This is a genomic window from Sphingomonas sp. UYP23, assembly GCF_054059235.1.
Genome location: NZ_JBSSBX010000001.1, coordinates 883,869 through 904,835, shown reverse-complemented (window position 1 = coordinate 904,835; position 20,967 = coordinate 883,869). Strand labels below are relative to the sequence as shown.

Here is a 20,967-nt window from a genome sequence, read left to right as displayed (position 1 = left end):
ATGAACGACCGCGTATCCACCACCATCACCGACCATATCGCCGACGTCCGGCTGACGCGCGCCGACAAGATGAACGCGATCGACCCGGCGATGTTCGAAGGCATCGGCGCCGCGATCGACGCGCTGCATCCGCGCAAGGACGTGCGCTGCGTCGTGCTGTCGGGCGAGGGCCGCGCCTTCTGCGCCGGGCTCGACATGACGAGTATGGCGGGCGGTGGCTCGGGGCTGTCGCGCGACGCGCGCAACGACCAGGGCGCGATCCTGCCGCAGCATGTCACCTGGGGCTGGCGCAATCTGCCGATGCCGGTGATCGCCGCAGTGCACGGCGTGGCGTTCGGCGGCGGCTTTCAGATCATGTCGGGCGCCGACATCCGCATCGCTGCGCCCGACACGCGCTTTGCCATTCGCGAGAGCTATTGGGGGCTGGTGCCCGACATGGCGGGCTTCCCGATCTGGCGCGGGCTGGTGCGCGACGATGTGCTGCGCGAACTCGTCTATACCTCGCGCGAGTTCGATGCCGTCGAAGCGCTGCATCACGGCTTCATCACGCGGATCGCCGAGGATCCGCATGCGGCGGCGCTGGCGCTGGCGCACGATATCGCCGCCAAGAGCCCCAACGCGATCCGCGGCGCCAAGCGACTGTGCAGCATGGCGTTCGACGCCGATCCGCGCGCGATGCTCGAGGCCGAGACCGACGAGCAGGTCAAGGTGATCGGCCAGCCGCCGATGATGGAGCAGGTCGCGGCGAACATCCAGAAGCGCCCTGCGCGGTTTGGGGATGCGGATTAAGCTCGTATAGCGTTCGCCGGGACCCGACCTCATTTCGTCACCCCGGCCTCGTGCCGGGGGCCACCGTGACCACGAAATGCAAGCTGTAGGATACGCGGCACGGTGGGCCCCGGCACAAGGCCGGGGTGACGGTTGGGGGTCTTTAAGCACCGCCCCCTTTGCGCCATAGCCACCCCGATGCAGCGCCGGCTTACCCAGTTCCGCCAATCCCCCGTCGGCCGGATGCTCTCGACCTTCTTCACCCCCGGCCCGCGGATGATCGACGAGCTCGAATGCGTCACCTCGGTCGCGCTGGCGATCCTGCTTGCGCATACGATCGGCGCGAAGAGCGTCGCCTGGGCGGCCTTCACCGGCTTCGTGCTGATGCGCGGCCATGTTGCGCAGACGCTGTTGCGCGGGTTGCTGCGCATCGTCGGCACTGCGGTCGGGGCGGGGGCGGCGGTGTTGATCGTGCCGTATGCGGTGCGCTCGCTGCCGGCGGCGTCGCTCGCGGCGGCGGTGATGGGGGCGATCGGGCTGTACGGCATGCTCACCGCCAAGCGTGCCTATGCCTGGCTGCTGCTCGGGCTGACCTTCGAGATGATCCTGCTCGACAAGCTCGAAAGCCCCGCGCTCGACACGATGGCTTTTGCGCAGACGCGGCTGCTCGAAGTGCTTGCGGGGACGGCGGCGTGCGTCGCGGTCAGCCTGCTGTCGACGCTGACGGTGCGGCGGCGCTGGCCCGCGCCGCCCGCGGTGCCCGCGCAGCGGATCGGCTGGCACCCCGCTGCCGCACGCCATGCCGCGCAAGCCGGCGTCACGCTCGCGCTGCTGCCGCCGTTCCACGCGCTGGTCGGGATCCCGCAACTGGCGCAGGCGGGCGTCACGGTGATGGCGGTGATGATCGTGCCGGTGGCGGGGCTCGGCCGCAGCGGGCTGGTGCCCGTCAGCCAGCGGCTGTGGCATCGCACGCTCGGCTGCATCGGTGGGGGAGCGCTGGCGGCCGCCGTGTTGTTCGTCGCGCACGGATCGGCGCCGGTGCTGATCATGGGAACGTGCCTCGGCGTCGCGATCGGGCGGCATATCGAGAATGCCGGCGGGCGCGTGCCCTATCTCGGGCTGCAATTCACGCTGGCGATTTTGGTGACGCTGGTGCCCGACAGCTATGCCGACGTGGCGATCCGTCCCGCGCTCGAGCGGCTGACGAGCATCTTTATCGGCATGGCGTTGATCGAGCCGGTGCTGCTCGTCTGGCATTTCGCGCAGCGGCGGATGCCTGCCGCCGCTTCATAGCCGCAGGCGGTTGGCCTCGAGCCCGGCGCGGAATTCATCCGGCAAGGCGCTGAGCCCGCCGCTTGCGCTCATCACGAGCACGACGTCGCATGTCGCGATGCACGCACCGTTCTGAAAAGCAGCCGAAAGAATGTTCCAGCTGCGGTTGCCGATCTCGCCGATCCCGCTCGCGATCTCGACATCGTCTGGGAAGAAACCCTCGCCGAGATAGTTGATCTCGACCCGCGCGACGAGCCAGCGATGGCCGGCCCAGCCGTGCGGCTTGATCGCCTGGTTGAAGCGCACGCGTCCGCTTTCGAACAAAGCCGCCATCGCGACATTGTTGATGTGGCCCAGCACGTCGAGATCCTGAAAACGCGTCTGGATGGTGACGGTGAAGGGGTAGCTGGCGGGATCTAGACGGGTGGGGTCGCGACGGGGCATCAACTTTCCTTATCCCCCTCCCGCTTGCGGGAGGGGCTGGGGGTGGGCGCGCGGTTCCATCAGGCGGCACTTGGGAGGAGAGCGCGTGCCCACCCCCAACCCCTCCCGCAAGCGGGAGGGGAGAAACGGTCAGCGCGGTGCCATGCGGATCGCGCCGTCGAGGCGGACGTCCTCGCCGTTGAAATAGCTGTTCTCGAGCATCGTCAGCGCGAGATGCGCATATTCCGCCGGGATGCCGAGTCGCTTGGGGAAGGGCACGCTCGCTGCCAAATTGTCCTTCACCGCCTGCGGTGCGCCCTGCATCAGCGGGGTCTCGAAGATGCCGGGCAGGATCGTGTTGATGCGGATGCCTTCGCCCATCAGGTCGCGCGCGATCGGCAGCGTCATGCCGACGACGCCGCCCTTCGAGGCGGAGTATGCCGCCTGGCCGATCTGCCCGTCCTCGGCGGCGACGCTCGCGGTCATCACCATCGCGCCGCGCTCGCCGCCCTCGCCGGGCGTCACCGTCAGCATGCCCGCCGCCGATTTCGCGACGCAACGGAAAGTGCCGATCAGGTTGATCTGGATGAGCCAGTCGAACGCCTGGAGCGGGAAATGCTTGATGCTGCCGTCTTCCTTCGAGCGGCTCGCGGTCTTGACCGCATTGCCGGTGCCGGCGCAGCACACGAGCACCGCCTCCTGGCCGTGCGCCGCGCGCGCCTTGGCGAAGCCGGCGTCAACCGACTCGTCCGAGGTGACGTTCACCTCGCAGAACACGCCGCCGATCTCTGCGGCGAGCGCCTCGCCCTTCTCGGCCTGCAGATCGAAGATCGCGACCTTGACGCCCTTGGCGGCGAGCGCGCGCGCGGTGGCGGCGCCGAGGCCGGATGCGCCACCGGTGACGACGGCGGCGGTGGTGGAGTCGAGTTGCATGGAGTCCCTCCCTTAGAACAAGAACGCCCCTCCCCTGCAGGGGAGGGGATGGGGGTGGGGCGTGCCTCGCAGAGACTCGAGCCTCTTGATACGTCCCCACCCCAACCCCTCCCCTGAAGGGGAGGGGCTAAGTCAGATCAGACGCGTTCGATGATCGTCACGTTGGCGACACCACCGCCTTCGCACATCGTCTGCAGGCCGTAGCGCCCGCCCGATTTCTGCAGCGCGTGCACCAAGGTCGCCATCAGCTTCGTGCCCGAGGCGCCGAGCGGATGCCCGAGCGCGATCGCGCCGCCATTGACGTTGAGCTTCGCCGGATCGCCGCCGGTATGCTTCAGCCACGCAAGCGGCACCGGCGCGAACGCCTCATTGACCTCGTACAGGTCGATCTCGTCGATCTTCATCCCCGAGCGTTGCAGTGCGCGGTCGGTCGCGAACAGCGGCTCCTCGAGCATGATGACGGGATCGCCGCCGGTGACGGTCAGATTGACGATCCGCGCGATCGGCGTGAGGTTGTGCGCTTTCAGGGCCGCCTCGCTGACGATCATCACGGCGCTCGCACCGTCGCAGATCTGGCTGGCATTGGCCGCGCTGATGCTGCCGCCTTCCTGGAGCAATTTGACCGAGCCGATGCTCTCGAGCGTCGCATCGGCGCGGATGCCCTCGTCGATCGTGTGCGCGATCACGCCTTCGGGCGTCTCGACGTCGAGCGCGATGATCTCGTTGGCGAAATCGCCACGCTCGGTCGCTGCCGCCGCACGGCGATGGCTCTCGAGCGCGAAGGCGTCGAGCATCGCGCGGTCGAAGCCGTGCTTCTTGACGATCATCTCGGCGCCCATGAACTGGCTGAACATGATGCCGGGATATTTCTCCTCGAGCCGCGGCGATTTGTAGTTGCCCAGCCCCTCTTTCATGAACAGCGTCGCGGTGGTGCCCATCGGCACGCGCGTCATGCTTTCGACGCCCGCGGCGATGACGATGTCCTGCGTTCCCGACATCACCGCCTGCGCCGCGAATTGCAGCGCCTGCTGCGACGATCCGCACTGCCGGTCGATCGACACGGCGGGGACGCTGTCGGGGAGGTTCTTGGCGGCGAGCACGGCATTGCGGCCGACCTGCCCGGCCTGCTGCCCGCCCTGCATGACGCAGCCCATGATCACGTCGTCGACCGCGGCGCCGTCGATCCCGGTGCGTGCTACGATCGCGTCGAGGACCGATGCCGCCATATCGACGGGGTGCCACCCAGCGAGTTTTCCGCCGCGCTTGCCGCCAGCGGTGCGCACTGCATCAACGATATAGGCTTCGGCCATGCTCGACTCTCCATAATCGGTTTCTGTTTGCAACCTCTATTGCCGTAATCCAGCCGCTTGGGCAAGGTGGAACGGCGTACCCGATGATCGAAAGGCGAGACACATGGACGTGAGCGAAGCGATTGCAGCGCGCCGATCGGTACGCGGATTTCTCGGCGACCCGGTCGACCCGGCGGTGCTGCACGGCATCGTCACCAAGGCGGCGCGCGCGGCGACCGGCGGCAACCTCCAGCCGTGGCATGCCGATGTGCTGACGGGCGCGCCGCTCGATCGGCTCAAGGCCGACATCGCGGCAAAGCTGTGGCGCGGCGAGAGCGAGACGCCGGCGTATGACATCTATCCGAGCGAGTTGGTCGCGCCGTACCGCGACCGGCGCTTCGCGGTGGGCGAGGCGATGTATGGCGAGATCGGCATCCCGCGCGAGGACAAGGCGGCGCGGCGGCTGTGGTTCGCGCGCAACTTCCAGTTCTTCGGCGCGCCCGCGGCGCTGTTCTGCAGCGTCGATCGGCGGATGGGGCCGCCGCAATGGGCCGACTTGGCATGTACCTGCAGAATGTGATGCTGCTCGCGGTCGAGGCGGGGCTGGGAACTTGCGCGCAGGAATGCTGGGCGATGTACCCCGACACGGTCGGCGCGGCGATCGCGCTGCCGGCGGAGCGGATGCTGTTCTGCGGGATGGCGATCGGGGTTAAGGATACAGAAGAGCCCGCGAACCGCTTGCGCAGTGCACGGGCTCCGGAAGAGGAGTGGCTGACGTTTCACCCCTGAACTCCCTCTCCCTTTGGGAGAGGGAAGGGGCCCGCTCGGCAAAGCCGAGTGGGAAGGGTGAGGGTCGACGGTGTTCTCAACCTTCGACCCTCACCCGACCTCGCTACGCTCGGCCACCCTCTCCCAAGGAGAGAGGGATTTAAAAATCAGCCCGCCGCTGGCGAACGACGGCCACCGCCGCCGCCTGCACCCGGACGACCACCGGCACCGCCGGGACGACCGCCACCGGGACGGCCCTGGCCGCCGGGGCGACCCTGGCCACCGGGACGGCCGCCGCCGGCCGGACGACCGGCACCCATCGGGCGACCAGCACCCTCGGGACGCGCGCCAGCCGGACGACCGGCACCGGCCGAACGCTCGCCGGTCGGACGTGCCGCATGCGTCGCCTTGGGCGGCGCACGGTGACGACCCGATTCATCGCGACGCTCGAACGTGTCGGACCCGGCCGGACGCGCCGCCTTGATCCGTGCCGCCTCGGCGGTGAAGCCCTCGGGGAGCTGCATCATCTCGGGCTTGACCTTGGTCAGCTTCTCGATGTCGCGCAGGTACGTCCGCTCATCATCCGCCACGAAGCTGATCGCGGTGCCCGAAGCGCCGGCGCGCGCGGTACGGCCGATGCGGTGGACATACTGCTCGGGAACGTTCGGCAGCTCGAAGTTGAAGACGTGGCTGACGCCCGAAACGTCGATCCCGCGCGCGGCGATGTCGGTTGCGACGAGCACCTTGGCCTTGCCCGACTTGAACTCGGCGAGCGCCCGCTCGCGCTGCGGCTGGCTCTTGTTGCCGTGGATCGCGTTCGAATCCATGCCATTGGCGGCGAGCAGCTTCACGACGCGGTCGGCGCCATGCTTGGTGCGGGTGAAGACGAGCGCGCGCTCGACCTTCTCGTCGCGCAGCAGGATCGTCAGCAGCGCCTGCTTCTCGCCCTGGTTGAGGAAGGTGACGAACTGGTCGACGCGCTCGGCGGTGCTCGACGTCGGCGCGACCTTGACGGTCTGCGGATCGTTGAGGAACTGGTTGGCGAGCTCGCGGATCGCATTCGGCATCGTCGCCGAAAAGAACAGCGTCTGGCGCTGTTTCGGCAGCATGCGGACGATTTTCCGAAGCGCATGGATGAAGCCGAGGTCGAGCATCTGGTCGGCTTCGTCGAGCACGAGGATCTCGAGCATTGCGAGGCTGACGAAACGCTGCTCGATCAGGTCGAGCAGGCGGCCCGGCGTGGCGACGAGGATGTCGACGCCGCGCGCCATGTCCTGGCGGTTCTTGTTGATGCTGGTGCCGCCGAACACGGTCGCGACCGACATCTTCGAGAACTTGCCATACTCACGCGCGCTCTCGGCGATCTGGCTGGCGAGTTCGCGCGTCGGCGCGAGCACGAGCATGCGGCAATGCGTCGGCAGCACGCGCTTTTCGTTGTTCACCAGATGCTGGATCGACGGGAGCACGAAGGCTGCGGTCTTGCCGGTGCCGGTCTGTGCGATGCCGAGCAGATCGCCGCCCTCGAGCAGGATCGGGATCGACTGCTTCTGGATCGGGGTCGGGGTGGTATAGCCTTTGGCTTCGAGCGCGCGGACGAGCGGCTCGGCGAGGCCGAGTTGGGCGAAAGTCATTGGGATTCAGTCCATTGCATAGGCCATGGACGCGCATCATCGACGCGCGAATGGCGGGGGGGAGAGGTGACACCCCGCGTGAAAAGGGAGGTCCGTTGTGGTAACGACCGAGGCGGAGCCGGACCTGTCAAGGACCCATCACGCTGCATGACGCTTCGATGCGGCCCGAGATAGATGCAGCGCGGCTAAAAGTCAATCCTTGATATGCTGCACCGCAGCATGCTCGGGTTCGATCGCGCGAGCCGTGTGCAATGTCGCCGATAAACTTGTTTCGAATCAATCGATTAATCGATATGAATGACCGACTCGGACCAAGTACGGTGCGCTGCGAGATCCTGTCCAGCGTCACGATGCACTGCCTGTATTGCAGCATCCTCTTTCAGATCCATTGGCCAGCCTGTGCTGGCGTAGCGATTTTGGAGACTGTGCGATGGCGACCTTGCCGAAAACCTGGACTGCGACTGCGCTCGAACTGACCGGGCATTTCGAGGACGATGGCGAACCCTGGTCGGCCGTATCGGGCAATTTCGACGGTATGGGGGTGTCGCTCGGCGTCTTGCAGTGGAATTTCGGGCAGGGGTCGCTTCAACCGATGATCATCGCGGCCGGTCGGGCTGCTGTGGATGCGGCGATGCCGACGATCGGCGCGTCCTTCTGGCATGCGGCCAATGCCGATATGGCAGGGTGGCGTCCGATCGTCGCGGAGTGGCACACCGGCACGACGCTCAAGGCGGCGGCGCGCCATGACCTGCGCGCGTTCACCGGATCCCCGCCGTTCATCGCACAACAGGTCGCAGCGAGCGCGCAGACCGCCGCGACGGCGTTCAAGTTCGCGCAGGACTGGGCGGCGGCCGATCCGGCGTTCGGCACCGTCAGCAAGGCCTTGTTCTGCTGGTTCTTCGATCTCACGACGCAGAACGGCAATCTGAAGGGCATCAGCTTCGCCCAGCTCGCGGCGTTCCGCGCAAGCCTGTCCGATCCGCGCGATTTCGTGTGCGATCGGCTTCCAGGGCAACCCGCGGCAGTCGCCGGTTCGCGGGATGCGCATCGCAACGCCGCGCTGTGGCGCAATGCGAGAACGGCGGGTTCCGAACACCTGCTGTTGCTCAGCTATCTCCGCTCGCTGAAGTCGACCGCGCAGTGGCAGACCGACGTGCTCAACCGCAAGGGGACGGTCGCGCAAGGGATCGGCTGGGTGCACGGAACGCGGCACGATCTGACCGCGCTCCTGCACGACTGACGCGCGCGGGCGCTAGCGCTCGTACGCCTTGGGCAGCGCGCCTTCCTGCGGCACCATGTAGCGCTCGCGCAACGCGTCCTGGCGCGTGCGCAGCGGCTGCTTGACGCCGTCGATATAGACCGCCGCGACCGCGCTGCCGAGTTCGAGCGGATCGCCCTCCCAGATCACCACGTCGCCGCGGCGTCCGGCGCGGAGCGAGCCGATCTCGTCGCCCATCCCGATCGCCTCGGCGGGGACCGAGCTGATCGCGGCGAAGGCGGCGTTCCAGTCGAGCCCGGTCGCGCCGGGCACCTTGGTCAGTGCGACGAGATTGCCGGCATATTGCTTTTCGAGCCGCGCCTGGCGCGCTTCGTCGTCGTTAATCGTGCCGATCCCGACGAGCACGCCCGCCGCCTTCATCCGCCCGACGTTCGACTGCGTCGCGCCGATCTGGTCGAAGCTCGCGGGCAGATCGGTCAGCGCTGAGGCGATCACGGGGATGCGCGCAGCGGCGATCTGCTGCGCGACCATCCAGCCTTCGCCGGCGCCGACGAAGACGAGTTTCAACGCCGGATAGTCGCGCTTGAGATCGAGCAAGGCGAGCATGTCGGATGCGCGTTCGACATGGACGAGCAGCGGCATCCGCCCCTCGGCGACGGGCACCAGCGCCGCCGCATCGGCGCGGGTCAGCAAGGCGTTCTTGCCCTGGTCGAGATAATGGGCGGGGTCGCGCGCATAATCGCGCGCCTGCGTCATTGCGTTGCGGAAGGCGATCAGCGCGGCGGGGCGGCTGCCGCCGGCGGCGCGTCCGCCGGTCTCGCCATATTCCATGAACTGGAAGGCGCGCGCACGCGTGATCGGCAAACGGTCGGCACCGAGATCGATCACCGCGCCCATCCCGGCAAAGATCGACCCGGCGATGTCGGGCGCGACGATCGCGCGGGTGATGCCTTCGGCGCGGTTGAGTGGAATCGACGAGGTGCTCGGGTTGACTGCGGGCGCGATGTCGATCGCGGCGTGGAACGCGGCTGGTGCGCGCATCGGCATCGTTGGTTTGGTCGACGCCGTCGACCTCGACGATGCCCATCCGCGTGAAGCCCGCGACGATCCCCGGCGTGACCCAGCGCCCGCCGGCGTCGACCGTGGCGGTGCCCGCCGGCACTGCGAGCGAGCGACCCGCCGCGACGACGCGGCCGTCGCGGACGATCACCGTGCCGCTCTCGATCGGCGCAGACCCGTCGCCGATGACGAGCCTGGCGTTGGTGATCGCGACCGATTGTGCCGCGGCGGGCGCAGCGAGGAAGGCGGCGCTGAGGAGCAGGAGGCGCTTCACTTGGTATCTCCCGCACCGGGCTGGCCGAGTTCGAAATCGGAGACGGGGCGGCGTTTCGGGTCGTTCGCGTCGTAGAGCAACGCGCCGTCGATCCACACCTTTTCGGGCCGGGTATAGACGCTGAACGGATTTCCGTTCCACAGCACGACATCGGCCATCTTGCCGGGTTTGAGGCTGCCGGTCTTGTCGGCGATGCCGAGCGCCTTGGCCGGATTGTAGGTCAGCCATTCCCACGCCACCGCGTCGGAAATGTCGATCCCGGCATGGCGGCCGCTGGCGAGCGCCTTGGCGACTTCCTGGTTGAGGCGCTGGATGCCGTTGGGATCGTCCGAATGGATCATCGCGCACGCGCCGTTCTTCTGCAGCAGCGCGAGATTTTCCGCGATCGCGTCGTACGACTCCATCTTGAAGCCCCACCAGTCGGACCACACCGCCGCGCAGGTGCCGTTTTCCTTCAGGATGTCGGCGATCTTGTACGCCTCGACCGCATGGTGGAACGCGCTGACGTGATAGCCGAATTCCTTCGCCATATCCATGACGATGGCCATTTCGTCGGCGCGGTAGCAATGGTTCTGGACGAGGATCTCGCCCCCCAGCACGCCCGCCAGCGTATCCATCGCGATGTCGCGGCCGGGGGGATCGCCGCCGTCCTTTTCGTATTTGTCCCATTTGCGCTTGTACTCGGCGGCCTTCGCCCAGGTCTGGCGATCGACCGCGATATTGCCCATCCGCGTCGAGGGTTCGCGGCCCTTGCTGCCATAGACGCGCTTGGGATTCTCGCCGCACGCCATCTTGAGGCCGTACGGCGCGCCGGGGAATTTCATCCCCTGTTCGGTGCGCGCATAGACGTTCTTGATGACGACCGAGCGGCCGCCCATCAGATTGGCCGAGCCCGGCAGGATCTGCAGTGTCGTCACGCCGCCATTGACGAGCGCGCGGCTGAAGCCGGGGTCCTGCGGCCAGACGCTGTGTTCGGCCCAGACGTCGGCGGTGACCGGACCGGTCGCTTCGTTGCCGTCCGAATTCGCCTCGACCGCGGGCGAGGGATAGTCGCCGAGATGGCTGTGGATGTCGATGATGCCGGGGGTCAGCGTCTTGCCGGTGCCGTCGATCACGCTCGCGCCGGCGGGCGCGGCGATGGTCTGTCCGATCGCCACGATCTTGCCGTCGGCGAACAGCGCCGAACCGTCTTCGATCCGCCCGCCTTCGCCGTCGAAGATCGTGACGTGGGTGACGAGCGTCGGGGTGCCCGGATAGGCTTTGTAGGTCGAGGGGAAGGGATCGTGCGCATAACCCTTGCCGGCACCGGGGCCGGCACCGGGGCCCGCGCCGTGGCCGTTCTTGCTCGGCTTGGTCGATGCGTTCGCCGGGCGCGCTCCGTCGCTCGCACACCCTGCAAGCAAGGCGGCGACCGCCACCATGGTCCAACCGATAGGCTTCATGCGACCCCCTTCGACGCGCTGTGCGCTGTATTGGTCGAGTAATCCGGGAGGAGGCTGACCCTGTCAATCATGCCGCGGGCGGGCGGCGCGGTTTTATGCCAGGCTTTGCGTGCGCGTCGCGCTGGCGTAGGGCGCGCGGTACGGTGTGCCTGGTGCGGTGGGGCGCCGATCGAGGGACGATGTTTCACATAGAGTATGACCGAAACGCCAACCGCCTCACGCTGCGCGTCGCGGGGTTCTGGAAGCCCGAGGACGTAACTGTCTTTGCGCGCGAGGTCGGAGCCAGCGTCCTGGCTGCCAGGGCGATCCGCAGCGATTTCGACGTCTGTGTCGAATCGCTCGATTTTCCCGTCCAGGCGATGGATGTCGCCGATCTGCTGTCGCAGATCATGCGCGGCGGGATGGCGATGACCACAGGCCGCGCTGCCGTCGTGGTGGGAAGTCAGCTCAACAAGGCGCAGGCGGAGCGTACTCTGGTCCACCCGCGGCTGCGCGTGTTCCTGACGCTCGCGCCGGCGCGAGCGTGGTTGGCGGCGCCGGAGTGAGGGTGTCCCGCGAGGTGGACTTTCGTGCGGCAGCTTCGGAGCCGTTTGCGTCGGGTGTTGCCAGGGCGTCCGCCAACGCCGCAGGCTAGACCTCGTCGCGATACTTGATCTCGAGGAAGCGCCCGCGCGTTTCGAGTGAATCGAGATCGCCTTGCGCGATCTGCGCCGACATTTCACCGATCTCGCTGTCGATCAGCCGGAGCGCGTCGGCAAGCTGCGCATCGGGGCTCTTGCCGTTGCGCGCGACGCCGCGCAGCGGGGCCGGGACCTTGGCATAGCCCTTGAGCAATTCGGGCAGCTGTTCGCCGATCAGCTTGCGCACCTCGATCGCGACCGGCTCGCCCTCGTCGAGGGTCGCGAGTTGTGGCGACAGCGTCTCGAGCCGCACGCCGATGCCGTCGACCAGCGTCTGCGCGGGGGCGGGGAGCAGCTTGCGCTGTGCGTCGAGCCATTGCTCGGTCTTGGCGGGCAAGGCCTTGAGCGGGACTTGCGTCAGTTGCTCGACGCGCACCGTCGGCGTCAGCGTCGCGAACAGCAGGAACGCCGTCACCGCCATCATCAGCAAGCCGATCAGCAACGCCCCACCCATGCCGAGCGGCACGAACCACCCGACCGCGATCGCCGCGACGATGATCGCGAGATCGGCCGAGCCTGCCAGCGCCAGACGCCGCGCGACGCTTACGCCCTGGCGGCGGCGCGTAGCGAGCGCCTGGCGCTCGGCACGGGTGCGGTCGAGCAAATCCCCGGCGCGCGCGATCTGGCGGTCGACATCGGTCACGGCCTTACAGCGCCTCCAGCTTGAAGGTCTCGCCACCCGCGCCGGCGTTCTGCGCAGCGCCTTGCGCGCGGGCGATATAGCCCTTCGATTTCTCGACCTCGTTGGACAGCGTGCCGACCGTGCTCTTCATCGAATCGAGCGCCTTCAGCTTGAACGTGTCGATCGCGTCCATCGTATCATAGATGTTCTGGAACGCGCGCTGGAGCGTCTCGACCGGGATCGTCGCGGCGGCGGCCTGTTCGTGGATCGTCGCGGTCTGCGACTTGAGCAGCTTGCCGGTCGCATCGATGATGTTGGCCGTCGTCGTGTTGAGCGCGGTGATCTGGTCGAGCACGAGCTTCTGGTTGGCGAGCGCCTGCGCCACCGTCACCGCGGTGCGCAAAGCGCTGACCGTGGTGGTCGAGGCGCGATCGACGCCCTTCACCAGCTCGACATTGTTCTTCTTGACGAGATCGAGCGCGAGATAGCCCTGTACCGTGACGGCCATTTGCGTCAGCAGGTCCTGCGTGCGCTGGCGGACGTAGAACAGCGCGCTTTCGCGCAGTGCCTTGGCCTTAGCGGGGTCGCTATGGTCGAGATCGTTGGCCTTGTCCTCGAGCCGTGCGTCCATTTCCTTCGACAGCACGATCATCTGTTCGAGCCGGCCCATCGCCGCCCACAGATTGGCGCGCTCGGTGTCGATCGCGGCATTGTCCATCAACAGCTCGTCCTTGCCGCGCGCGAGCGTCTTGAGGATCGCCGAGATGTGCGATTGCGAAGAGCGGTACTTGTCGAAATAGGTGTTGATCCCGCCGCCGAACACCTTGCTCAGCATGCCGCGGCCCGAGAGCAACTTGCTGTTGACCGAAGGGTCGAGCTTTTCGATCGTGCGGCGCAGTTCGGTCAGGTCGGCACCGACGCCGCTCTCGCCGTCCATCGCCTTGACCGGACGATCGAGGAAGCGATTCGACTGGTCGGCGGCCGCGCGGATTTCCTTCTGGCCCATCGCCGCGATCGCATCGACGCGCTTGCCGAATTCGGGGCTGTTGACGTCCTGCGCGACGAGATCGTCGACGAAACCCGCGACCTTGGTCTGCAATTGCGTGCGCACCGCATCATCGACCGGCACCAGGCCGATCGCTTTTTCGGGCGCGACCACGGGAACGGGGTCGGGCGGCGTCAGGATCAGTGCGGTCGCTTCGGTGTCGGCAGCGGTCGCCATGTCTTCCCTCCAGGCAATGTCGCCTCCTAGATGAAGGGGATCGTGCCGCGGTTCAAGTGTGTCATTATAGTAATACGCACATGGTCACACAAGCGTAACGAAACTGTCGCGAGCCCGACGCAGCTTGGCCGTACCGCGCCGCAGCAAGATAAGAAGAAAACAGGGGTTCATCGATGCGTCGTTCCGTTTCGTTCGGGTTTGCCGGCATTTTGCTCGGTTGCACTTCCACCGCCGCGCTCGCGCAGTCGACCGTTCAGCCAAGCGCGCCCGAGGAAGGCGGCGACATCGTCGTGACCGCGCAGAAGCGGGAGCAGAAGATTCAGGACGTGCCGATCACCGTCTCGGCGCTCACCGGCGCCAAGATGCAGGAACTTGGCGTCAATTCGCTTGCCGAAGTGGCGATGTACATCCCCGGCCTGCGCATCCAGGAGCAGAGCGACAACAACCCCGGCTTCGTGATCCGCGGCATCACCTCGGACAGCGGCTCGGCACAGCAGGGCGCTCGGGTCTCGATCTATTATAATGGCGTCGATATCTCGCGCACGCGTGGCGCGTATCAGGATCTGTACGATCTCGAGCGCATAGAAGTCGTCAAGGGACCACAGGCGACGCTGTTCGGCACCGCCTCGGCGGTCGGCGCGGTCAATCTGATCTCGGCCCAGCCACAGGCGGGCACGTCGGCGGGCCTGATCGGCTCGTACGGTAATTACAATCGTGGCCAGGTGTCCGGCTTCGTCAACGTCGGCAACGACACGCTCTCGGGGCGGCTCGCCTTCGCGTACAAATATCATGACGGGTTCGTCCGCAACATCGCGGGCGACACGAGCGTGGCCAACCAGAACCAGGGCAAGATCAAGCAGGACGATCTCAACGGCCAGGATCAGCGCGGCATTCGCGGTTCGCTGCGCTGGGCGCCGACCGACGCGATTACGGCGAGCCTCGTCCTGACCTATGACGGGCAGCGTAACCCCGGCACCGCGTTCCGCTCGCGCGCTCTGGCACCGACGGGCGGCAACGGCGGCGATTATAGCTATGCCGAGCTGTCGGGCTCGCCGTACAGCGCATCGGTGCTTGGCGCGGCCAAGCTCGGGCTCAAGCGCGACGTGTACGACGCCAATCTGACGCTCGCCTGGGAGCTGGCGCCGGGGGTGACGTTCACCACCGTCAACGGCTATCGCAAATTCAACAGCAACGAAGTGTTCGACGCTGATGGCGGCCCGGCCTGGTATCTCGAATTTGCCGAGGATGCGCGCGGCGACCAGTGGAGCCATGAAGGCCGCTTCAACTTCTCGGGCGACAAGTATCGCGCCTCGTTCGGCTGGAACGGCTTCTTCGAGAACAACCTGCAGCGCGTGCCCTTCTCGACCGAGGAGGGGACGTATCTCGGCTGCTCGGTCGCGGCGGCCTATGCTGGCGTGCGCGCGGCGCTGGCGGCAAACGGCGTGTCGGGCTGCGTGGCAGCAAACGGCACGGTGACCGCCGCCAACGCCACGCGCGTGCTGACGCGCGGCGCGGCGACCGCGATCCCGTACAGCTCGGTCTTCACCAATTACGGCACCAACGACACCTATTCGGTGTTCGCCGACGGCACCTACATCCCGACGCCGCGGCTCGAACTGACCGCGGGCGCACGCGTGCTGATCGAGCAGCGCAAGTCGGGCTACAGCTCGGTCCAGCCCAACTCGGTCATCCTGGCGTCGCTCGGGGTGAAGAGCAGCCTGCTTGGCACCGCCAACACCAACGGCACGATCTTCACCGCGCAGCGCAGCTTCACCGCGATCCTGCCGCGCTTCAACGCGCTGTACCGCGTGACCGATGGCATCAACCTCTACGCGACGATCAGCAAGGGCCACCGCTCGCCGGTGGTGCAGCTTGCCGCGACCACCGTCGGTGGTGTGGTGGTGCCGAACCTGCAGATCGTTCCGCAGGAAGTCGTGTGGAACTATGAGGGCGGGATCAAGGGCAAGATCGGGCCGTTCACCGGATCGCTCGGCGTGTTCTATCAGGCGTATAACGGCTTCCAGGTGTCGGTGACCAACAACGGCGTCACCACCACGCAGAGCGCCGGCAAGGCGAACAACCCGGGCGTCGAGTTCGAGGGCAATCTCAAGCTCGGCCGTTTCCTCCAGCTGTTCGGCAATTTCGCCTATGTCGACGGCAAGATTGCCAACAACGCGTCGTACGGCGTCTATTCCGGCGCCCAGTTCCGGCTCCAGCCCAAATATAGCGCCTCGGGCGGCGCGACGCTGCGCGTGCCGGCGGGCGACCTGACGTTCTACGCCACGCCGTCGGCGACATATCAGAGCAAACAGTATTTCGAGCTGCCGAATTCGGAAGCGATCAGCCAGGGCGGCTATACGCTGGTCAACGTCCGCGCGGGCGTCGAGCTCGCACAGGGCAAATATCGCATCGGCGGCTTTGCCCGCAACGCGTTCGACAAGAAGTATCTGATCGACGCGGGCAACACCGGCGGCGGCTTCGGCATCCCAACCTACATCCGCGGCGAGCCGCGCGTGTACGGCGTCGAAGTCGCCGGCAAGTTCTAAAGTCCCGACCGTTGCGCGCTACGCCTGTCCCACGTCCGGGGCAGGCGGAAGCGTGGTCGTTACGCACCCCCCTTTCCGCGACGCACCATTTGCGCTAGGGGCACGCGCAACCTTCCTCACTTCATCGAGCTATATTCATGAGCCTCCGCAATGTGGCCATTATCGCGCACGTCGATCATGGTAAGACAACCCTCGTCGACCAGCTGTTTCGCCAGTCCGGCACCTTCCGCGACAACCAGCGCGTCGAAGAGCGTGCGATGGACTCGAACGATCTCGAAAAAGAGCGCGGAATCACCATTCTCGCCAAGCCGACCTCGGTCGACTGGACCCCGCCGGGTGAATCCGAGAGCATCCGCATCAACATCGTCGACACCCCCGGCCACGCCGATTTCGGCGGCGAGGTCGAGCGGATCCTGAGCATGGTCGACGGCGTCGTCCTGCTGGTCGATTCGTCGGAAGGCGCGATGCCGCAGACGAAGTTCGTCACCGGCAAGGCGCTCGCGCTCGGCCTCAAGCCGATCGTCGTCGTCAACAAGGTCGACCGCAACGACGCGCGCATCCAGGAGGTGCTCGACGAAGTGTTCGACCTGTTCGTGTCGCTCGACGCAAACGACGAGCAGCTCGATTTTCCCGTGCTCTACGCATCGGGCCGCAACGGCTATGCCTCGACCGACATGGACGCGCGCGAAGGCACGCTGATCCCGATGTTCGAGACGATCGTGAAGCACGTCCCCGCGCCTAAGGTCGAAGTCGCCGGCGTGCCCTTCACTTTCCTCGTCACGCTGCTCGACCGCGATCCGTTCCTCGGCCGCATCCTTACCGGCCGCGTCAACTCGGGCGTGGTCAAGCTCAACCAGCCGATCCACGCGCTCGATAACGACGGCAAGATCGTCGAGACCGGCCGTGCGTCGAAGATCATGTCGTTCCGCGGCCTCGACCGCGTTCCCGTCGACGAAGCCAAGGCCGGTGACATCATCAGCCTCGCCGGCCTGTCGGTGGCAACGGTGGCCGACACGATCGCCGACATCACGGTCAGCGAGCCGCTCCACGCCCAGCCGATCGATCCGCCCACGCTGTCGATGCGCTTTGCCGTCAACGATTCGCCGATGGCGGGCCGCGAGGGCACCAAGGTGACGAGCCGCATGATCCGCGAGCGGCTGTTCCGCGAGGCCGAGTCGAACGTCGCCGTCAAGGTGACCGAAGCCTCGGACAAGGACAGCTTCGAAGTCGCCGGCCGCGGCGAGCTTCAGCTCGGCGTGCTGATCGAGACGATGCGCCGCGAAGGCTTCGAGCTCGGCATCAGCCGCCCGCGCGTGCTGTTCAGCGAAGACGAGCAGGGCAACAAGACCGAGCCGTACGAGACCGTCATCATCGACGTCGACGAGGAATATTCGGGCACGGTCGTCGAGAAGATGAACCTGCGCAAGGCCGAGATGACCGACATGCGGCCCTCGACCGGCGGCAAGACGCGCATCACCTTCTCCGCCCCCTCGCGCGGCATGATCGGCTATCACGGCGAGTTCCTGTCGGACACGCGCGGCACCGGCATCATGAACCGGCTGTTCGAGAAGTACGGCCCGCACAAGGGCAACATCGAGGGCCGCAAGAACGGCGTGCTGATCTCGAACGGGTCGGGCGAAGCCAATAACTACGCGCTGGGTCCGCTCGAAGAGCGCGGCATCCTGTTCGTCGGCCACGGCGAGGCGCTGTACGAGGGCATGATCGTCGGCGAGAACGCCAAGCCCGACGATCTCGAAGTCAACCCGATGAAGACCAAGGCGCTGACCAACTTCCGCGCGAGCGGCGGCAAGGACGACCAGGTCCGCCTGTCGCCCCCGAAGCGCGCGACGCTCGAGCAGGCGATTGCGTACATCGACGATGACGAGATGGTCGAAGTGACGCCGAAGTCGATCCGACTGCGCAAGCGCTTCCTCGATGCGAATGAGCGCAAGCGGGCGAGCCGCGCGAAGCTTAGCTAAGGCTGGTTTTGTAGGTTGAGTTTAAGGGGGCCGGGCGCGAAAGCGTCCGGCCTTTTTTTGGCTAAGTCCGACTGTTAAGCAGCTGCAACTGTGAAATGATTGAGTGAAAAGGGCGTAATCCGATTCACTGATTGGTCAGGCCTCGTTCGACTACATAAAATACGCGGAGAATGCCCGCCAATAGCATAGTACTTGGCATGCTCCGCTAACATCGACCTCTGGCAGTCCTCGCGATCTAAAACGAAAAAAAGCGGCTTTATTTTTCACTTACCCTTTGTCGTAAATTGATTGACGAACGCATCGGCAGTCAGGCCGAACTGTGCTAATTGCTTGGCTATCACATTCGTGTCCGTGTAGCCGTTTGCTTCGCCGATTGCGCGAGTGTAACCTCGAAGACTTTCGATCAGCTTGGTCAATTTTCAACAGTGATGATGCGCGCGTCCGGATGTAAAGTCGCAGCGTGCTCCGGTGTGATTTTCTGATGCACCATCACCGGTGTTACCGAACAAGCATTGTCGTATTGTTTGCCAAACCAGATCATTGAGCCTGTCAGCTGATTGCAGTCATGCTTACTGATGGCCTTTGCACTCGTCGCACCGCTTTTGCACTCAATTACAAGATAGTTAAGTCCGCCGAGGGACCAAAGATTGTCGGGTCCCTTGCCGTAATCGTCTTCGGGCATTTGTGATCCGAAACCTAAGAACTCTCCTAGATCGCGCATCGCGCGCTCGAAGCGTTTTCTGTTGGGTTCACCCCAGGCGAGCGCTTCGATGGGCTTTGTTGCAAAACTGATGGCGGGGATTCACGCAGGGAATCGAGCGGTATAGATAGGCGTAATGCCCAAACCTGCCGCACCTGTGTATCGTACGACGAACTGGCCTGAGTATAATGCGGCGCTGAAGCGGCGTGGGTCGCTGGAAATATGGTTTGATCCGGAGATGCACTGGCTTTCGAAGCCGTGTGGTCGCCCTGGTCGCCCGATGCGGTTTTCAGACAGCGCGATAGAGCTGTGCCTGACGCTGAAGACGCTGTTCAACCTGCCTTTGCGGCAAGTGACGGGGTTGGTTTCGAGCCTGATCAAAATGGCGGGGCTGGATTGGTCGGTGCCGGATTATACGACGCTGTGCCGACGGCAGAAGACGTTGAAGGTCAACCTCGGCGGGCGGATCAGCTCGGGCGGACTGCACCTGCTGGTCGACAGCACCGGGATCAAAATGACGGGAGAAGGCGAGTGGAAGACGCGCAAACACGGACCGTCCTACCGTCGCCAGTGGCGCAAGGTGCATCTCGGGATTGATGCTGGGACGCTGGATATCCGGGCCATTGAGGTCACGACGAATGCCATTGGTGACGCACCGACGCTGCCCGTTCTCCTGGCGCAAATTCCCGGAGACGAGCGGATACTCAGCGTCGGCGGAGATGGCGCTTATGATACCAGGGACTGCCATGCCGCTATTGCCGGGCGCGGTGCCGATGCGGTCATCCCGGTCCGCCGCAACGGGCAACCATGGGCAGAAGGCGGTCCCGGCGTCGATGCACGCAATGGAGCGCTACGCGCGACAAAGCGGCTTGGTCGCGCAATCTGGAAAAAGTGGAGCGGCTATCATCGCCGCAGTCTGGTCGAGACCAAAATGCACTGCTTCAAACTCCTGGGCCAGCGCGTTGTCGCCCGCACCTTCGATCGTCAGATTACCGAGCTCAAAGTCCGTGCTGCAATTCTCAATCGGTTCTCCGAAATAGGAACGCCGGTGACCGTCCGCATCCAATAACATCTTCAAGTAAAACGTCGGTCATGCTCTCGCGTAATTATGCAACAAAGCCTTTCAACGTCGTAAATATCTTGCGAGGGTCAGTTTGCTTCTTCGAGGCGTTGCCTGCCTTCAGCTTGCTCAGATCCAGTGCCACTATGTGTCCCCCCACCGTTTGAGCGAAAAGCTAGGCCTTGCCGCCGATTAATGCCACTGTTGCATTGAGTTAGCCTGATCTATTCACCGGCAGCGTTTCTCAGCCGATGGGTTAGCGCAGGCGTCGTATAGCCGCAGGCAGGGCGCATGGGTCCGAAGCGCCTGTCTCATCGCGGTTTCACAGGTTGGGGCGGAGTTGATGGGCGGGGTTCGTTAGGCGGCCACTGCCGCATCGATCATGGGCCCGCGGTGCGCAGATTGAGCGCGATGGATCGGAACAGTGCGGCATCGGGGTATGCGCTGGCGAAGGCGATGCGGATGCGGCTGGCGGTTTCGACGACGCGCGCGGCGACCTTGAGCAGCCGCAGGCGGATGGTCGCGAACTCGGCGGTGCGGAGCGTGGCGGTTGCGGGCATAGCGTGCCGCACGGCCCACATCAGCCAGTAGGCGGCGGTGTGAAGGATGAGCCGCATCTGATTGGCGTTGGCCGAGCAGCAGGAGGTTCGGTCGCTCTTCAGCTGCGTTTTATGCAGCTTGATCAGGTTTTCCGCCTGGCCGCGAGCGCAGTAGAGCGTGTCATAGATCCGTTCAGCGCTGCCCTCGGCAAGCGAGGTGACAACGAGGCGGATGTCGAGGCCGAGGCTGCTCGCCTCGATGCGAGCAACGACGCGACGTTCGGTATTCCCCCAGGTTTTCGCAGCGTAGCGCGTCTCTGCGTAACGCCGTAGTTCGACCAGTCCCTGCAATGCCCGGTCGGTCGCGCAGGCATCGCCTTCCCGGACGATGACGGGATCGGCGTGGAGCGTGCGGTTGCCGGGCAGCCCGAAGATGTAGTCGATGCCGTTCGCCTCGCACCAGTGTAGCGCGACGATCTGGTTGAGAAGCGCGTCAATCAGGATGAGAACTGATTGTCGCGGCGCGACAGGGATGGCGCGT

The 20,967-nt window shown here is 65.4% G+C and carries 16 protein-coding genes and 3 pseudogenes; 8 read left to right on the top strand and 11 right to left on the bottom strand.

Going from position 1 to position 20,967, the window contains the following annotated elements; genetic code table 11:
• Both ACVWYO_RS04565 and ACVWYO_RS04560 read left to right on the top strand, forming a co-directional pair.
• Entirely contained in the window at positions 1 to 789 is a 789-nt protein-coding gene (locus ACVWYO_RS04565; RefSeq protein WP_457348978.1) for a crotonase/enoyl-CoA hydratase family protein, read from the top strand.
• A 177-nt stretch (positions 790 to 966) separates the two neighbouring features.
• Positions 967 to 2,061, top strand: coding sequence for an FUSC family protein (locus ACVWYO_RS04560; protein ID WP_457348977.1), 1,095 nt, complete (start codon positions 967 to 969; stop codon positions 2,059 to 2,061).
• Here the strand turns inward: ACVWYO_RS04560 and ACVWYO_RS04555 are convergent.
• The 3 genes from ACVWYO_RS04555 to ACVWYO_RS04545 all read right to left on the bottom strand — a co-directional run bounded on the left by ACVWYO_RS04555 (position 2,056) and on the right by ACVWYO_RS04545 (position 4,706).
• Complete coding sequence (locus ACVWYO_RS04555) at positions 2,056 to 2,484, bottom strand: acyl-CoA thioesterase (protein WP_457348976.1); 429 nt, start codon at positions 2,482 to 2,484, stop codon at positions 2,056 to 2,058. The genes ACVWYO_RS04560 and ACVWYO_RS04555 overlap by 6 nt on opposite strands.
• 129 nt (positions 2,485 to 2,613) lie before the next feature.
• On the bottom strand, positions 2,614 to 3,396 hold the full coding sequence (locus tag ACVWYO_RS04550) for an SDR family NAD(P)-dependent oxidoreductase (protein WP_457348975.1): 783 nt from the start codon (positions 3,394 to 3,396) through the stop codon (positions 2,614 to 2,616).
• Between the two features lie 137 nt (positions 3,397 to 3,533).
• On the bottom strand, positions 3,534 to 4,706 hold the full coding sequence (locus ACVWYO_RS04545) for an acetyl-CoA C-acetyltransferase (RefSeq protein WP_457348974.1): 1,173 nt from the start codon (positions 4,704 to 4,706) through the stop codon (positions 3,534 to 3,536).
• A gap of 103 nt (positions 4,707 to 4,809) precedes the next feature.
• Between ACVWYO_RS04545 and ACVWYO_RS04540 the strand changes: the two are divergent.
• Positions 4,810 to 5,474 (top strand): annotated as a pseudogene (locus tag ACVWYO_RS04540) (nitroreductase).
• A 146-nt stretch (positions 5,475 to 5,620) separates the two neighbouring features.
• Here ACVWYO_RS04540 and ACVWYO_RS04535 read toward each other — a convergent pair.
• A complete protein-coding gene (locus ACVWYO_RS04535) occupies positions 5,621 to 7,084 on the bottom strand; it encodes a DEAD/DEAH box helicase (RefSeq protein WP_457348973.1) in 1,464 nt (487 codons plus the stop codon).
• A gap of 430 nt (positions 7,085 to 7,514) precedes the next feature.
• Between ACVWYO_RS04535 and ACVWYO_RS04530 the strand changes: the two genes are divergently transcribed.
• A complete protein-coding gene (locus ACVWYO_RS04530; protein ID WP_457348972.1) occupies positions 7,515 to 8,324 on the top strand; it encodes a hypothetical protein in 810 nt (269 codons plus the stop codon).
• Between the two features lie 12 nt (positions 8,325 to 8,336).
• Here the strand turns inward: ACVWYO_RS04530 and ACVWYO_RS04525 are convergent.
• Together ACVWYO_RS04525 and ACVWYO_RS04520 are read right to left on the bottom strand one after the other, a co-directional pair.
• Positions 8,337 to 9,636 (bottom strand): annotated as a pseudogene (locus ACVWYO_RS04525) (amidohydrolase family protein).
• Positions 9,633 to 11,078 (bottom strand): amidohydrolase, encoded by a 1,446-nt coding sequence (locus ACVWYO_RS04520; RefSeq protein ID WP_457348971.1) that lies wholly within the window; start codon positions 11,076 to 11,078, stop codon positions 9,633 to 9,635. Before ACVWYO_RS04520 ends, ACVWYO_RS04525 begins: the two are co-directional and overlap by 4 nt.
• Before the next feature lie 179 nt (positions 11,079 to 11,257).
• On the opposite strand from ACVWYO_RS04520, the gene ACVWYO_RS04515 reads away from it, so the two are divergent.
• On the top strand, positions 11,258 to 11,623 hold the full coding sequence (locus ACVWYO_RS04515) for a hypothetical protein (RefSeq protein ID WP_457348970.1): 366 nt from the start codon (positions 11,258 to 11,260) through the stop codon (positions 11,621 to 11,623).
• Positions 11,624 to 11,708: 85 nt separating this feature from the next.
• Here the strand turns inward: ACVWYO_RS04515 and ACVWYO_RS04510 are convergent, their stop codons facing one another.
• Positions 11,709 to 12,401, bottom strand: coding sequence for a hypothetical protein (locus ACVWYO_RS04510; protein ID WP_457348969.1), 693 nt, complete (start codon positions 12,399 to 12,401; stop codon positions 11,709 to 11,711).
• Between the two features lie 4 nt (positions 12,402 to 12,405).
• A complete protein-coding gene (locus ACVWYO_RS04505) occupies positions 12,406 to 13,602 on the bottom strand; it encodes a toxic anion resistance protein (RefSeq protein WP_457348968.1) in 1,197 nt (398 codons plus the stop codon).
• Between the two features lie 173 nt (positions 13,603 to 13,775).
• Between ACVWYO_RS04505 and ACVWYO_RS04500 the strand changes: the two genes are divergently transcribed.
• On the top strand, positions 13,776 to 16,148 hold the full coding sequence (locus tag ACVWYO_RS04500; RefSeq protein WP_457348967.1) for a TonB-dependent receptor: 2,373 nt from the start codon (positions 13,776 to 13,778) through the stop codon (positions 16,146 to 16,148).
• Positions 16,149 to 16,285: 137 nt separating this feature from the next.
• Positions 16,286 to 18,127, top strand: a complete 1,842-nt coding sequence (gene typA, locus ACVWYO_RS04495; RefSeq protein WP_140846889.1) for a translational GTPase TypA — start codon at positions 16,286 to 16,288, stop codon at positions 18,125 to 18,127.
• A 263-nt stretch (positions 18,128 to 18,390) separates the two neighbouring features.
• On the opposite strand, the gene ACVWYO_RS04490 is transcribed toward typA, so the two are convergent.
• Positions 18,391 to 18,543, bottom strand: coding sequence for a hypothetical protein (locus ACVWYO_RS04490; protein ID WP_457348966.1), 153 nt, complete (start codon positions 18,541 to 18,543; stop codon positions 18,391 to 18,393).
• On the bottom strand, positions 18,540 to 18,809 hold the full coding sequence (locus ACVWYO_RS04485; RefSeq protein ID WP_457348965.1) for a hypothetical protein: 270 nt from the start codon (positions 18,807 to 18,809) through the stop codon (positions 18,540 to 18,542). The genes ACVWYO_RS04490 and ACVWYO_RS04485 overlap by 4 nt, the downstream gene beginning before the upstream one ends.
• A 154-nt stretch (positions 18,810 to 18,963) precedes the next feature.
• Here ACVWYO_RS04485 and ACVWYO_RS04480 point away from each other — a divergent pair, with 154 nt between their 5' ends.
• The gene (locus ACVWYO_RS04480) at positions 18,964 to 19,896 is read left to right on the top strand and encodes an IS5 family transposase (RefSeq protein WP_457348219.1); all 933 of its coding nucleotides are present in this window, start codon (positions 18,964 to 18,966) and stop codon (positions 19,894 to 19,896) included.
• Between the two features lie 371 nt (positions 19,897 to 20,267).
• Here the strand turns inward: ACVWYO_RS04480 and ACVWYO_RS04475 are convergent.
• Positions 20,268 to 20,948: pseudogene (locus ACVWYO_RS04475) on the bottom strand (transposase); the annotation flags it as partial.
• Positions 20,949 to 20,967: the final 19 nt, after the last annotated feature.

Excerpts from the sequence above, each read along its gene's own strand:
- ACVWYO_RS04560 (WP_457348977.1), top strand. The coding sequence starts at position 967 with ATGCAGCGCCGGCTTACCCAGTTCCGCCAATCCCCCGTCGGCCGGATG.
- ACVWYO_RS04500 (WP_457348967.1), top strand. The coding sequence starts at position 13,776 with ATGCGTCGTTCCGTTTCGTTCGGGTTTGCCGGCATTTTGCTCGGTTGC.
- typA (WP_140846889.1), top strand. The coding sequence starts at position 16,286 with ATGAGCCTCCGCAATGTGGCCATTATCGCGCACGTCGATCATGGTAAG.
- ACVWYO_RS04550 (WP_457348975.1), bottom strand. The coding sequence starts at position 3,396 with ATGCAACTCGACTCCACCACCGCCGCCGTCGTCACCGGTGGCGCATCC.
- ACVWYO_RS04505 (WP_457348968.1), bottom strand. The coding sequence starts at position 13,602 with ATGGCGACCGCTGCCGACACCGAAGCGACCGCACTGATCCTGACGCCG.
- ACVWYO_RS04480 (WP_457348219.1), top strand. The coding sequence starts at position 18,964 with ATGCCCAAACCTGCCGCACCTGTGTATCGTACGACGAACTGGCCTGAG.
- ACVWYO_RS04565 (WP_457348978.1), top strand. The coding sequence starts at position 1 with ATGAACGACCGCGTATCCACCACCATCACCGACCATATCGCCGACGTC.
- ACVWYO_RS04530 (WP_457348972.1), top strand. The coding sequence starts at position 7,515 with ATGGCGACCTTGCCGAAAACCTGGACTGCGACTGCGCTCGAACTGACC.
- ACVWYO_RS04545 (WP_457348974.1), bottom strand. The coding sequence starts at position 4,706 with ATGGCCGAAGCCTATATCGTTGATGCAGTGCGCACCGCTGGCGGCAAG.
- ACVWYO_RS04520 (WP_457348971.1), bottom strand. The coding sequence starts at position 11,078 with ATGAAGCCTATCGGTTGGACCATGGTGGCGGTCGCCGCCTTGCTTGCA.
- ACVWYO_RS04515 (WP_457348970.1), top strand. The coding sequence starts at position 11,258 with ATGTTTCACATAGAGTATGACCGAAACGCCAACCGCCTCACGCTGCGC.
- ACVWYO_RS04485 (WP_457348965.1), bottom strand. The coding sequence starts at position 18,809 with ATGCCCGAAGACGATTACGGCAAGGGACCCGACAATCTTTGGTCCCTC.
- ACVWYO_RS04535 (WP_457348973.1), bottom strand. The coding sequence starts at position 7,084 with ATGACTTTCGCCCAACTCGGCCTCGCCGAGCCGCTCGTCCGCGCGCTC.
- ACVWYO_RS04555 (WP_457348976.1), bottom strand. The coding sequence starts at position 2,484 with ATGCCCCGTCGCGACCCCACCCGTCTAGATCCCGCCAGCTACCCCTTC.